The organism is Psychrobacter sp. UBA6739 (assembly GCF_002453835.1).
In the GTDB taxonomy this organism is placed as follows: domain Bacteria; phylum Pseudomonadota; class Gammaproteobacteria; order Pseudomonadales; family Moraxellaceae; genus Psychrobacter; species Psychrobacter immobilis_A.
In genome coordinates, this window is the sequence record NZ_DKHR01000020.1 from 1 (window position 1) to 13,103 (window position 13,103).

Genomic DNA, 13,103 nt, shown 5'->3' on the forward strand with positions numbered 1-13,103 from the left:
TTACACAGAATTTGGGATGGTCTCTATCATTGCTACCTTTGTCGTCGGATTGTGGGCTTATTTCTTCTTAATATAGTTTATCAATCACATTAATCATAATTTATGAAACCCAATGTCTCAATAATCACGAGCCATTGGGTTTTTTTGTTTCTCTTTTCTATTCCTTTTTACAATTAGTCGATGTATAACATAGTGATTTGTTAGGAAAATAAATAGGATGGCGCACTCTAACTCTAACTCCAACTCTAATAACAAGCAATTAAATACTATCGCGGCTATTTCTGACATTCATAGTAATGTCTTCGCGCTTGAAGCCGTGCTGACTGATATTAAACAGTGCGATATTGATCAAATTGTTAATCTGGGCGATATTTTATACGGACCGATTGCCCCTAAAGATACCTATGCGCTCTTAATGGCACAGCAGAACGATATCATTACTATTCGAGGTAATCAGGATAGACAGATTTATGAAGCGACAACGGCGGAGATTGGCAACAACGCAACCATGGCTTTTATCATAGAGGACTTGCCTAAAGCAGCGGTTAAGTGGCTGCAGAATTTGCCGTTTGATTGTCACTTAAGTGAGAATATTTATTTGTGCCATGGGTCACCAACCGATGACATGGTATATTTGTTAGAAAATATTGAGACGGGTCAGCCGACCTTACGTAATAATCTAGATATTTTGGCACAGCTTAACGGTATTGGCAGTTCAGTGATCATATGTGGTCATACTCATATTCCACGTACAGTCACGCTATCGACAGGTCAGATAATCATCAATACAGGTAGCGTGGGTTACCCTGCTTATAAAGATGATTTGCCTATTTTGCATAAGATGCAAACCTATTCGCCCCATGCCAGTTATGCGCTTATCAAATGTGCTGACACTGAACAAGGTAAATGCTGGCAAGTTGAGCATATCAAGGTGCCTTATGATTATGAAGCTGCGGCTAAATTGGCTTCAATGAACGGTCGCGAAGATTGGGCGTTTGCACTGAGAACAGGGCGAGTATTGCCTTGATGAGCAATTAAATATATAAGTATCAGGATTTTGCCTATTTTTAGCATGATTTACTAAGTTGCAAGCTATCATATGCATCAATATCTCTATGACCACACCAAGCCTCTTTCAATGTGGGTAGCGCTTGAATATCTATTTGCCTAAAAAAACCGTCTACATTAAGCTGTCGATAATTTGGTCCTCGCTCCATTAGTTGATTAGAAAATAAAGAAAAGCTTGCAACTGGCGTCTCAGAATAGCTATAGATATGAATACTAATAACATTAGCTCCCTCTTTGCCGCCTAGACCTTCACGCCAAAAACCATGGCTTTGACTGTTTATCTCATCGACTATGGCTTGCATTTTTTCAGGCTGATGCTTTGCGTCGTAAGATAGTAGAATAGGGTTTGAATAAGGGTTCTCAATTTCAACTTTGCTGATGTCATGATAAGTAGCTCTTGATGTTAAGCTTGATTCTTTATTTGTACAGGAAGTTAAACACAACACTATTGGCAAAAATATAGTCGCTATAAACGTCAGCTTAATAGCTATCAGAATGCCCATATTGATCCTTTTTATATGATTTATCTAACATCACACATTTTACTCAGAAGTTATTAACGTACAAGGTAATTCTTTATGCCAACACTCTTTATGGTACAACTTGGTGGTCGCCCCAAAGGTCGTTTGATTGAGCAGCATGATATTTTCTTTGGTGTGGCCAATCAGGTGCGCGAGCTGGTAGAAGATATCAATCACCACTGGCCTGAAGTCAAAAACAAATGGCATATTGATTCATACAGAGCGATTACCAAAGTGGGAAACCATACTGTTAAATTGATCGAGTCAAACAATCAAACAGCGAATGATAACGGTTTAAAACTGTTCTTTATTAATTTAGGCGGCTATCAGCAGGGGAGTTTTGAAGAGTTTCATCATAAACTGCTTATCGTCGCTGCTACTCAAGCAGAGGCTATTAAACAAGCCAAACACAGTACATTTTATAAAGAATTTACTTTTAAAGATAAAGACACACCTTTTAATGCCGCATCGCACATTGATGATAAATTTCAGGTAGATATCGATGATGTATACAACGTCAATGATCTTGTCTCAAACATACAGATTTTAATTGAGCCTATGATTCATAATAGTCACAAACTTGCAAATGCTGATGAAGATAAAGAGTATGTTGGTTATCTAAGTATCAAAAATTTAAGGAAGTTACCCTAATATGGCTTTAAATCTGTATTATAAAAATGGCATGATTCGCAAATCGCGTTGCCAAATCTCTGATGAGCTATTACCCACCCTTTATCAGATTCATGATAATGCTAAGTTTCCACAACTCACTTGGCTAATTGATAATGTGTATGAAAATCCGCAGATTCAACCTGATGTCGCACAAGCATTAGCTGATGAAATGGTAGCGTTTGAGAGGTTAATACTTTCGCTGCATCTGCCTTTTCCTAGGCTGCCATTACAAAAGTTGCAGAATTTCTTTATGGGGGCTGCTATTCGTCAACAGATTATTTATAAAAGTAGCATGTGAGCTGACAAATAATTTATTCATAAAAATAGAATAGGACTGGCAGGTTTGAAAAATTTGATAAAATGTCACTACTGAACCACGAATTTACGAATCTTTTATGATCTATCAATGCATCACAGAAGAGGGTGATCATTTACGTTTGGATGTGATCAATAGCGATATTGGTTATATGCTCAAGTATTATTTCGCCACCCAAGGTAATCCTTTAAGGTTAGAGGCGCAGCAAGCGACTGAGGATACCTATTATACAACTCTTTCTAATGGTACTAATCTCGTTATGCGGGATCCGAATAATTATTATGAGCTGACACAGTTTGAAGATAGCGATACCTCTTTTTATATTATTAATGCCATTACTGGTCAGGAGATGAATCATTTTTCTTGTGAGAATAACTCGATTGAAAATGATCAGTATGCTTTGATTGCTCAGATGGAGCCAGAGCATTTTAAGTTTAAGCCTATGACTAATGAGCTTAGAAATATTTTGACTGAGCGTTTTGAAAATAGATAATAGTCTGCATAGTTGCCAAGCAAACACTATAACCACCTTGAATCACGCCCAAATTACCCTCATAATCTAACCACTTCCAAACAATAAATAGCCTAAGTAAATATGCCGACTGAAAACAACACCGATGAGCTTAGATTCGATGAATTAAGTAAATTAGCAAACACAAGTGACGATAATTCAAATATGACAGAAAACAGTAATAAAGCGTCTTCACAACCTGATATGGTTGTTGATTTACCAGTACTCGCTAAAGATAGTTATTATTTAAGTCGTCTCGAGCGTGAGCTGGCAAGGGCTGCTGTGGCTAAAAATAAAAAAGTTTCTGACGATAAAGCGGATGATGGGCTAACTAAAAAACGTGCGCAGTATGAAAAAATTAAGACCCGCTCACAGCAAGCGGTGCAGGCACGTATGGATAGTATTCCAGACAAACTGGCAGAAAAACTGAATCTTGATTTGCCCGTGAGCCAACGTGCAGAAGATTTAGTACAGGCAATTATTGATCACCAAGTCATTATTGTTGCAGGGGAGACAGGTTCTGGTAAGACGACGCAATTGCCCAAGCTGGCAATGCTGGCAGGTCGCGGTATCACTGGACAGATAGGGCATACCCAGCCTCGACGATTGGCCGCGCGCAGTGTGGCAAACCGTATCGCTGAAGAATTGGGCGAGCAGCTCGGTAATACTGTCAGCTTCAAGATTCGCTTTAATGAGCAGGGTACGGCGCAATCTGTGGTTAAGCTGATGACCGATGGTATCTTGCTGGCTGAATTGGGTCACGATAGATTCTTAAGTAAATACGATACTATCATTATTGATGAGGCGCATGAACGTAGCTTAAACATTGATTTTATTATGGGTTACCTGAAAAAGCTACTGCCCAAGCGCCCTGATTTAAAAGTGATTATTACCTCAGCAACACTTGATACTAAACGCTTTAGTGAATACTTTAGCCGCTATGATAATAAGCTAAAACGCAACGTACCTGCGCCTATTTTTAATGTCGAAGGTCGTAGTTTTCCTGTTGAAGTTCGTTACCGTCCGCTGACCGATGAGCCAGTGAACAGCTCCGATGATGACAGCTACGATGACTTTGAAGAAAATCTGCCACGTGCGGTCGTAGCCGCCGTCGAAGAATGCTTTAGCGATGCACAAAATAAAGGTCATGCTGACCAAGCGGACATTCTCATATTTGCAGCGACAGAAGCTGAGATTCGTGAGCTACAAGAGGTGCTTGAGCGTCATGGGCCAAAGCATACAGAAGTGCTGCCACTATTTGCACGGCAGACTTATGAAGAGCAGCAGCGCATCTTTCAGCCCTCAGGTCGTGGTCGGCGTATCGTTATCGCGACCAACGTTGCCGAGACTGCGCTGACCGTACCGGGTATTCGCTATGTGATTGACTTGGGTTTTGCGCGGATTTCTCGTTATTCGTATCGCTCACGCGTACAGCGTCTACCGATTGAGGCGATCTCGCAAGCGGCTGCCAATCAGCGTAAAGGTCGTTGTGGTCGTGTCGCACCAGGGGTTTGTATTCGTCTGTATAGTGAAGAGGACTTTACCGGTCGTCCAGAATTTACCGAACCTGAGATTTTACGGACCAATCTTGCATCCGTTATTTTACAGATGGCCAATCTGCGTTTAGGTAGCGTTGATGATTTTGCCTTTATTGAGCCCCCTGACAGTCGCTTGGTTACTGATGGTCATAAATTGCTTGATGAGTTAGGCGCGATTACCTCTAAAAATGAAGCAACTGCTGCTCATCAAACCAATAAGCCAACACCAAAAAAAGGTCTCGACCATTTAAGCCTGACGCCCACTGGGCAAAAAATGGCGCGTATGCCAATCGATCCAAGGCTAGCACGTATGTTGGTTGCGGGCAGTGATTTTGATTGTATCCGTGAGATGCTGATTGTAGTAGCGGCTCTTGCTGTACAGGATCCACGCGAGCGTCCTGCCAATAAACGCCAGCAAGCCGACCAAAAGCATGCGGAATTTCGTCAAGATGATTCTGACTTTTTATTCTATTTGAGCCTGTGGAAAGCCCTATTTGAAAAAGATGAAGATGGCAATAAGTTGTCAGGCAATCAGCGTAAGAATTTTACCAAGAAAAACTATCTGAGCTTCCCGCGTGTACGTGAGTGGAATCAAACCCATCGTCAGTTAGTACAAATGGTCACAGACCTTAAGCTTACGGATGTTAAAGAGGCAAAAGCTTCCGATAAAGGCGCTAATAAAAATTCTTCGTTAGAAAACATGACCAGCGACCCTACCGCGATAGAAGATGAAGAACTCAAAGCGGTTAAATATGCCAATTTACACCGCGCATTATTGACAGGTCTATTGTCTACGATTGCGCACAAAACTGAGAATCGCGGTGAATACTTAGCAGCTCGCCAGCAAAAAGCCAAAATATTCCCAGCCAGTACGGTATTTAAACAAGTACCGCCTTGGGTCATGGCTTTTGAAGTGGTCGAAACCTCGCAAGTCTTTATGCGCACCGTTGCTAAAATTGAACCAGAATGGATTATCTCAGCGGCAGGCGACTTATTAAAATATCACTACTTTGAGCCGCATTGGTCGAAAAAGACTGGACGAGTGAAAGCCTATGCGCAGATTAGTCTGTTTGGTCTCATAATCATTAGTAAGCAGCTGACCAATTATGAGCAAGTGAACTTAGTTGAGTCACGAGAAATCTTCATTCGTGATGGTCTGGTGACTGGTAATTTGGGGCGTCAAGCACCATTTTTACAGCATAATATGGATAAAATTGCCGACATTGAACGCATTGAAGATAAGTTACGTCGCCGTGATTTGTTGGTTGACGAAGAAGCACTGTATCAATTTTATGATAAAAAAATACCTGAGCATATTGCCAGTCGCAAAGCCTTTGAAGATTGGCGTGCCGAGGTTGAAAAAACTGATGCCAAATATCTATTCTTTACCGATGATGACGTGCTCAATAGCCAAGCACCGACCACAGGCGATTTCCCAGAAATGTGGAAATTGGGTGATTTAAAACTACCGCTACGTTATGTCTTTGATCCGTCCAGCGATGATGATGGCGTGACCATTCGTGTGCCACTTGCCGCGCTACCGCAGCTTGATGCGATCGAACTATTGTGGGGCGTACCCGGTTGGCGTTATGAGCTAGTATTGCAGTTGCTTAAGTCACTACCAAAGGATATCCGCCGTCAAATTGTACCGATTCCTGATACAGCCGATAGCTTGTTTGATGAACTGCAACCTGCTGGTGGACAAGGATTGCTCAAGCAGCTTTGCCAAGCCCTAAATCGTCGCGGCGTTATGTCAGTGACGCCTGATAGCTTTAATCCCTCTAGCATTGATCGCTATTTACAGCCGCAAATCTGTGTGGTCGACGACAAAAACCGCATTATCGAAAAGGGTCGCGACCTGCAAACGCTACAGATTCGTCATGCTTCTGAAACCCGCCAAGCGGTGAATGAGCAGCAAGGCACGCATACTGAATTCCCTGAGCATTTTGCCTTTAGCAAAAATCATCATAGTGCAGGGGTGGTGATGAAGCAGTTTGCTGCTTTGGTCGCAGATGTGTCAGGTGAAGCAGTATCGATTCATCAATATACCGATGTCAATGCAGCGTTGCAGGCACACCGTATCGGCGTTTTGACCCTGATAAAAGGTAAGCTTGGTGCGAAGAAAAAACAGCTCACCAGCCAAATTGATAAAATATTCAAATTGGCATTCGCGCCACTTGGTGATATGGAGAAGCTAAAAACCATCGTCATCGATGCGGCATTGGATGCGTCGCTCGAAGAGCATTATGTGTTATTTGACCACAGTGCTGATTTGCCTGAAAGTGCTGATGATACTGCCGTAGCGCTTGCTGAAGAATTGCCCTTTACGCCAAAGGAGTATGAAAAAACCTTGGAAGTGGTGTCGGGTAACTTTCTATTGACAGGTCAAAACGTCATAAAAATCCTGAAAAATGTTTATACTCGCTGGCAGCGTATTCGCCAAAGCTTACTCATGCTCGATCGAGAGGTATTTGGTGAGTCTATCGAAGATATCGAAGACCAGCTAGAAGACTTGCACTTGGCTGATTTTGTTTATCGTATGGATTATAGCCATTGGCAGCAGTATCCGCGCTATCTAGAGGCGCTTGAAATTCGTATCGAACGGCTTGAGCACAATCTCGAATCCGATCTCGAAGGGGTATACGCGCTTGATGTGCATATGGAGCGGCTGGCAAATTGTGCCAACGATAAAGCCATTAGTGAGTATCGCTGGATGGTCGAGGAGTATCGTATTCAGCTATTCGCGCAACCGATGAAAACCCACATGGCAGTGTCACCGAAGCGCCTAAGCAAGATGTGGGATAAAATGAGTTAAGGATCGATTTGAGTTTTAAAATTTGCTAATTGACAACATATGACAATTGTCTTGTATAGCTCTTTGATTTAGTCGATAATATTTGATTAAATGAAAGAGCTATTATTTTTTATACCAACGTTTTTTGCATGTTACCTAATATATTGATGTAAGTTTTTGAGCAGGATAAAAAATAATGATTAAATGTAGATTGATAATACTAGCATTTGCATCAACTATATTTATGAGTACGGGCTCTGATGAAACACAAGCCAGTAATAATGAAAATGTGAAGGTATTTGTGCCAACAAGCGTAGAAAAAGAAGTGCAGTTACTAGGCAGTTTTAAAAGAAGCTTTGAAGTTCATGAGTTCGTTTCTGATAACATTATTTACTATGTGTCAGACCCAAAGCAATTATTAATTAAAGATTCAAAAAGTCTCAATCAAAAAGGCTATTACAAATATTTCGAAACTTGCGTCATTGGTAACATTAGCCCCATCGGTCAATATGGGCCTCTAGGCAAATATCAAAATCAAATAACTATTCGTGAGATTTGCGCGTAGCTTTGATAGAGTAGGTTATCGAATGGATACTCTACTGATTTTAAGTAACCAACCCTCACTCACTATCGATAAAAAGGCTGGATTAGCAATTGCTAACTCAGCCTTTTTTTTGAGTGTCATTGTTTTTCTGCGATGGACAAATCTTTTATGAAGCAAAAAAGCAAAGGTGGCGTCATATGACCTTTGCTCTAAAATTTAGCACCTGAGTAAAATTAGTGGCTGATCTTTTCTGTCAGCACACCCATACTATAAAGCACGAATGCTATAACGGTCAGTGCTACAATAAATGGCGTGAGTATCCAAATCACCACGTTGATCAATAATGAGGGCAATAATCCGTTAAATAATACCGTGTTTGATGTAAAAAAGTCCGTCATAACGTCGACTGAACGCTTAGCTACGGGGAATAACAAGGTGCTTAGTGCCAGCATATAAATATACTTGCTAAAACCAGGGTCGCTCATGACCACCATAAAATAAAACACCAAAAAATAAGTGACACCCAATGCCCAGCATTTGAGAGTATAGCTTAGACGAATCATGTTAGTGCCTCCCGAAATATTCTGACGATCACACGTAGAAAAATTATTATAATAGTTGCAAAGTTATGAATATATTTTATATGTTATAATATGAATATATAGATCAAGTCAACTGTTTTCTTCTTGAGTAAGATATTTCGTCGTTTGTTCGGATGGCAAGAGGGAGGGTGTAGGAATCTGCTAAACAGATAATTACATTGTGTACGCAGTTGCTTATGAAGCTGTCAAGGCGCAGAGGAATTGCTTTAGTCAGAAACCATTATAGTAGGGGCATTATGGTAGAAGCATCATGTTAGACATTTAACTCACTGCTTGGATTTACTCCAAATAACCGCTTATATTCACGGCTAAATTGGCTGGGACTTTCATAGCCTACTTGCATGGCGATTTGCGATACTTGTGCCTCGCCGAGTTGAATCAGCTGCCGCGCTTTCATCAATCGTAGGCTTTTTTGATATTGAAGCGGGCTTAGTTGAGTGATTTCTTTAAAATGTTGATGAAATCCCGACACACTCATACCGCATCGACTGGCCAAATCTTCTATGATGACGGGCTCTTCTAAATGCGCTTTTAGCCAATCGGTGGCTTGGGCAATACGGTGGGTGTGACTGCCATTAACCACCAGTTGCCGAAGCTTATGACCTTGCTGTGCTGAGAGCAGCCGATAATAAATTTCTTGCTGAATTAAAGGTGATAAAAATTCTATATCATTTGGATAATTAAGCAAGTCTATCAGCCGCTCGAATGCAGTTAATATGGTGTCTTCTAATGGCCATTTTATACCTTGATGCTCATAATCGGCATTTTTCTGAGGTGTTATTTTTGCCATGACCTCACGAATGAGAGCCAGATTTAATTTCATAGACAATACGATGACAGGCTTCTCTACAGTGGCGTGTTTGATATGCATGCTTATAGGAATATTGACAGGGCAGAACATCAGGCTGCTGTCATCAAATTTCTGGCAATCTGTACCTAAGTAAATTTCACGCGTGCCTTGTAAAACGATACATATACTAGGTTCTTGGATATAGCTGATAGTCTTTCTTGGTGTGTCGGCACAATAAAAAAACAAGCCTGAAATGTCTGATTCGATGGTTTGGTTTTTGGGTAACATACTAAGTAGCTGCTCTACCGTTTTCGTTTTCATGATTTATGCTTACTTTATAATTTGCCTAATGATATAAATATTTATAGGAATAGGCAAGGACTCTGGAGTAATGCTCTACCGGATTAGCGTGCTCACTTCTATAATGATGGCATCAAAACGCAGTAAGATTGATTTGCAGCGTTTTGCACAATACCAATAACACGCCAATCCATAAGGAATATATGATGAAAATTTTCTATAAAACGCGAGCAACGGCAACGGGTGGTCGTTCTGGTCATACAGGTCTTGACGATGGTTCGCTAGCTTTTGATCTGGTCTCTTTTCAAGAAACAGAAAAGGAAGGTGTCAATCCAGAGCAGCTTTTTGCAATGGGTTATGCGGCTTGTTTTGATAGTGCTTTAAATCTGACCGCCCAGCAAATGAAACTGCCAATCACTGCCTCAAAAACCTCGACCCAAGTGGGTATTGGTATGAAAGCCGATGGTAGATATAACCTAGATATAGATTTGTATGTTGAAGTGTCGGGCATTGATGACGCTCAAGCGCAAACACTGGTCGAAACAGCTCATCAAGTTTGCCCATACTCTAATGCTACTCGCGGTAATGTCGATGCACGTTTGCATGTGACCGTGGTTTAACGGTCAGCAGTAGTTAATACCTAACGACTGATTCAACAGCTGTTCTAATAACTATAAACAAATATAAAAACGACATGATTTTCAACTGCTTGGGTACATAAAGTATTCAGGCAGTTTTTTATTGAGTGATTCAACGTTGATCAAGATTAAATTATCAAGCATGAAAAGTTAAGTACAAAAAAGAGCCAGTAGTTTGACTACTGGCTTTTTTGTTTTAAATAGATGTGAATAAAAACATGGATTTTATTCAAATAACCACCACGTATTATTTACGCTTGTTTCTAGGGTTATTATAGTTGGCAGTTCACTTGGTATTGTTGACCATTGTCTGATTTGATGGTCATGATGCCGTAATCCGCTTTGGTGTGCCAATCGTAAGTGGTTTTAGGGTTAACATTATTGACATAACGAGCGCCAGAACCTGATACTGCTTGCTCCATGGTGATTTTTGCGTTGGTTAAGCCAACTTTAGGCAAGGTCACGTTTAGGTTAGCAGTTTGACCATTGGCAGTGTAGGCAGCAGTGAGTTGACCGTTGTCTTCACAAGTGAATGATTGGGCTACTGGCTGAGTATTGGTCTCTGAGATCGTAGTAGTTGGTGCATTAGTGGCACAGGCAGACAATAATAGAGCAAAAGGTGCTACGGCTAATAATTTTTTCATAATATGCCTCAAAAGTATCGGTAAAAGTAGGTTGTTACTTCAAGCAACATGATACCGTAGAGAATGTAACTTCATGTTGTGTTTGAGGGCTATGGTAGTAATCTTATCTGTCTTTTTTATCACTAAGCATTTTAGTCTTTATTAGCCTATTAATTTTGAATAACGAATGAGGATATTTCACGTAGGGGCTTTTTCTCTATTTAAAATAAATACCAATACTGCACCCAAGATAACCGAGCTTGCTATAACGAATGGCACGGTCAATTGCTCAGATAGAAATACCACGCCTAATATCGCAGCCAGTATAGGGACACACAGTTGTACAACTGCTGCTTGGGTGTTTTTTAACAAAGGCATGGCCATATACCAGATGCTATAGCCTATACCGGATGCGATCGCTCCTGATGCACAGGCCAAAAGTACTCCCTTGATAGTAATGTCACCTAAATTGATGTTTTCCAAGCCTATATTGTCTAAATAAGTCATGCTTATCACTAACAGTATGGGCGCTGCTATCAGACTCCGAATGAAATTAAAACCTGTGGCTCGCAGCGGCGACACGCATGATTTGCCGCGTATGCTATATATGCCCCAAGCGGCACCACTGATTGCCATAAGCACCGCCGCCAGTAACGAAGGCACCGCTGCTGACGGTAGCATCAAATAGACAAACCCTGCTACCGCTACGATAAATGCCAGCCATTGTAAGCCGCTCAATTGCTCTTTCTTATAGATGCCCCAACCAATCATCGTCAGCTGAACCGCTGAAAATAGAATCAGCGCTCCTGTACCAGTATCCAACTCTACATAAGCAATCGAAAAGCATAGCGCATAAATCACTAAGCTCACGCTGCTTAACCAACTGCCTTTATCGTTTAAAATAGCAGCGTGAACAATACTGTCAGACTCTCGCACGTGCTGTCGTAACCGATAAGCATGAATGGTCATGATAATACCTAGGCAGACAGCAGCGCTCAGCAGGCGCAAGATGGTAAAGCTCCAAGCATCTATATGACCCTCTGCTAACGCCATCCGGCAAAAGAGAGAGTTTGCAGCAAAGGCGATTAATGCAATAACGGTGTACAAGGTGGCTTTCAAAAATAATTCCTACAATAAAGAAGCTGGTTTTTTAATAAAATAGGCAAATTCGACCTTTAGGGATGTTGTTATTACCGCTTTTTTACCAGCAAAAATACTGGAAAAAGTGCCAAAAATTAGTTACTAGTTGCCAATTGGGAGGTGTCTTACAACAGAGCCTATTTTATTGCACTCGTAGGTAAAAGTATTTTTTAAATTGGACTGATGATAGTTGAATTAACAATAAAGGCCGACTGCAAAAGTGATGTGATGTGATGTGATGTGGGTCAAGCGCATATTCAGAACGATTGCTTAAATGAATCGTCATAAATCAAATAAAAACAATAGATAGGAAAAAGTAATATGGACTGGGCAAGTATTTTTATTCATGACACCACTTGGGCATTTGCGCTTGAGATATTGGTGCGTGTCAGCGTCATGTTTGTGCTGATTATCTCGTTTTTGCGTTTGACGGGCAAACGCGGCGTCCGTCAGCTGTCAATCTTTGAGTTGACCATTATTTTATCATTGGGCTCTATCGCAGGTGACCCTATGTTTAACGAGGATTTGCCGATTATTCAGGCGGTACTGGTCATGAGCGCCGTTATCGTGCTTTATCGATTGTGCACGTGGATCATGATGGAATTTCAACCTTTTGAGGATTTATTAGAAGGGAAATCGCTCTATATTGTAGAAGACGGAATGCTGGTACTCGATAAGATTAAAAAGGGTAAAATGTCTCATGATGAGTTTTTTACTGAAATGCGCCAACAAGGGGTTGAGCATTTGGGTCAAGTGCGTACAGGCTTGCTAGAGACAGACGGTAATTTTAGTATATTGTTATATCCGCCTGAAAACACTGGCTACGGTATGCCGCTTTTCCCTAAGCAGTATCAACCTGTCGAAGAGATAGAGTCAGAGACATATTATGCATGTATGCATTGCGGCTATGTCGATCATATATCTGACCCCAATCAGCTCTGTGAACGCTGTGAAAATGGATGTCGAGACTGGGCAAAGGCCTTGAATAGTGAGATCGTTAGATGATAATAAATGAGATGATAGCTATATTAAATTATCTATGAGTA

Annotated in this window: 13 protein-coding genes; 8 read left to right on the top strand and 5 right to left on the bottom strand. The window is 41.0% G+C overall.

Features of this window, described 5'->3' with window-relative positions; genetic code table 11:
- Positions 1-217: 217 nt before the first annotated feature.
- Positions 218-1,027 (top strand): metallophosphoesterase family protein, encoded by an 810-nt coding sequence (locus B2575_RS05180; RefSeq protein WP_045452951.1) that lies wholly within the window; start codon positions 218-220, stop codon positions 1,025-1,027.
- Between the two features lie 40 nt (positions 1,028-1,067).
- Here B2575_RS05180 and B2575_RS05185 read toward each other — a convergent pair whose 3' ends face one another.
- The gene (locus tag B2575_RS05185) at positions 1,068-1,571 is read right to left on the bottom strand and encodes a hypothetical protein (protein ID WP_201605739.1); all 504 of its coding nucleotides are present in this window, start codon (positions 1,569-1,571) and stop codon (positions 1,068-1,070) included.
- Between the two features lie 75 nt (positions 1,572-1,646).
- On the opposite strand from B2575_RS05185, the gene B2575_RS05190 reads away from it, so the two are divergent.
- The 5 genes from B2575_RS05190 to B2575_RS05210 all read left to right on the top strand — a co-directional run bounded on the left by B2575_RS05190 (position 1,647) and on the right by B2575_RS05210 (position 7,985).
- Positions 1,647-2,240: a DUF1543 domain-containing protein gene (locus tag B2575_RS05190; protein ID WP_045452955.1), complete on the top strand. Its 594-nt coding sequence runs from the start codon at positions 1,647-1,649 to the stop codon at positions 2,238-2,240.
- A gap of 1 nt (position 2,241) precedes the next feature.
- On the top strand, positions 2,242-2,559 hold the full coding sequence (locus B2575_RS05195) for a hypothetical protein (RefSeq protein WP_045452957.1): 318 nt from the start codon (positions 2,242-2,244) through the stop codon (positions 2,557-2,559).
- Between the two features lie 97 nt (positions 2,560-2,656).
- Complete coding sequence (locus tag B2575_RS05200) at positions 2,657-3,070, top strand: hypothetical protein (RefSeq protein WP_045452959.1); 414 nt, start codon at positions 2,657-2,659, stop codon at positions 3,068-3,070.
- Positions 3,071-3,253: 183 nt separating this feature from the next.
- Positions 3,254-7,441, top strand: coding sequence for an ATP-dependent RNA helicase HrpA (gene hrpA / locus B2575_RS05205; RefSeq protein ID WP_201605812.1), 4,188 nt, complete (start codon positions 3,254-3,256; stop codon positions 7,439-7,441).
- Positions 7,442-7,664: 223 nt separating this feature from the next.
- Positions 7,665-7,985, top strand: coding sequence for a hypothetical protein (locus B2575_RS05210; RefSeq protein WP_045452962.1), 321 nt, complete (start codon positions 7,665-7,667; stop codon positions 7,983-7,985).
- 212 nt (positions 7,986-8,197) lie between these two features.
- Here the strand turns inward: B2575_RS05210 and B2575_RS05215 are convergent, their stop codons facing one another.
- On the bottom strand, positions 8,198-8,527 hold the full coding sequence (locus B2575_RS05215) for a hypothetical protein (protein WP_045452966.1): 330 nt from the start codon (positions 8,525-8,527) through the stop codon (positions 8,198-8,200).
- Between the two features lie 292 nt (positions 8,528-8,819).
- A complete protein-coding gene (locus B2575_RS05220; RefSeq protein WP_045452969.1) occupies positions 8,820-9,677 on the bottom strand; it encodes an AraC family transcriptional regulator in 858 nt (285 codons plus the stop codon).
- A 185-nt stretch (positions 9,678-9,862) separates the two neighbouring features.
- On the opposite strand from B2575_RS05220, the gene B2575_RS05225 reads away from it, so the two are divergent.
- Positions 9,863-10,276: an organic hydroperoxide resistance protein gene (locus B2575_RS05225; RefSeq protein ID WP_045452972.1), complete on the top strand. Its 414-nt coding sequence runs from the start codon at positions 9,863-9,865 to the stop codon at positions 10,274-10,276.
- Between the two features lie 290 nt (positions 10,277-10,566).
- Here the strand turns inward: B2575_RS05225 and B2575_RS05230 are convergent, their stop codons facing one another.
- Positions 10,567-10,938, bottom strand: a complete 372-nt coding sequence (locus tag B2575_RS05230; protein ID WP_045452975.1) for an MliC family protein — start codon at positions 10,936-10,938, stop codon at positions 10,567-10,569.
- Between the two features lie 177 nt (positions 10,939-11,115).
- Positions 11,116-12,036 (bottom strand): DMT family transporter, encoded by a 921-nt coding sequence (locus B2575_RS05235; protein WP_045452978.1) that lies wholly within the window; start codon positions 12,034-12,036, stop codon positions 11,116-11,118.
- 342 nt (positions 12,037-12,378) lie between these two features.
- Here B2575_RS05235 and B2575_RS05240 point away from each other — a divergent pair, with 342 nt between their 5' ends.
- On the top strand, positions 12,379-13,062 hold the full coding sequence (locus tag B2575_RS05240) for a DUF421 domain-containing protein (protein ID WP_045452982.1): 684 nt from the start codon (positions 12,379-12,381) through the stop codon (positions 13,060-13,062).
- Positions 13,063-13,103: the final 41 nt, after the last annotated feature.

Excerpts from the sequence above, each read along its gene's own strand:
- B2575_RS05180 (WP_045452951.1), top strand. The coding sequence starts at position 218 with ATGGCGCACTCTAACTCTAACTCCAACTCTAATAACAAGCAATTAAAT.
- B2575_RS05185 (WP_201605739.1), bottom strand. The coding sequence starts at position 1,571 with ATGGGCATTCTGATAGCTATTAAGCTGACGTTTATAGCGACTATATTT.
- B2575_RS05190 (WP_045452955.1), top strand. The coding sequence starts at position 1,647 with ATGCCAACACTCTTTATGGTACAACTTGGTGGTCGCCCCAAAGGTCGT.
- B2575_RS05195 (WP_045452957.1), top strand. The coding sequence starts at position 2,242 with ATGGCTTTAAATCTGTATTATAAAAATGGCATGATTCGCAAATCGCGT.
- B2575_RS05200 (WP_045452959.1), top strand. The coding sequence starts at position 2,657 with ATGATCTATCAATGCATCACAGAAGAGGGTGATCATTTACGTTTGGAT.
- hrpA (WP_201605812.1), top strand. The coding sequence starts at position 3,254 with ATGACAGAAAACAGTAATAAAGCGTCTTCACAACCTGATATGGTTGTT.
- B2575_RS05210 (WP_045452962.1), top strand. The coding sequence starts at position 7,665 with ATGAGTACGGGCTCTGATGAAACACAAGCCAGTAATAATGAAAATGTG.
- B2575_RS05215 (WP_045452966.1), bottom strand. The coding sequence starts at position 8,527 with ATGATTCGTCTAAGCTATACTCTCAAATGCTGGGCATTGGGTGTCACT.
- B2575_RS05220 (WP_045452969.1), bottom strand. The coding sequence starts at position 9,677 with ATGAAAACGAAAACGGTAGAGCAGCTACTTAGTATGTTACCCAAAAAC.
- B2575_RS05225 (WP_045452972.1), top strand. The coding sequence starts at position 9,863 with ATGAAAATTTTCTATAAAACGCGAGCAACGGCAACGGGTGGTCGTTCT.
- B2575_RS05230 (WP_045452975.1), bottom strand. The coding sequence starts at position 10,938 with ATGAAAAAATTATTAGCCGTAGCACCTTTTGCTCTATTATTGTCTGCC.
- B2575_RS05240 (WP_045452982.1), top strand. The coding sequence starts at position 12,379 with ATGGACTGGGCAAGTATTTTTATTCATGACACCACTTGGGCATTTGCG.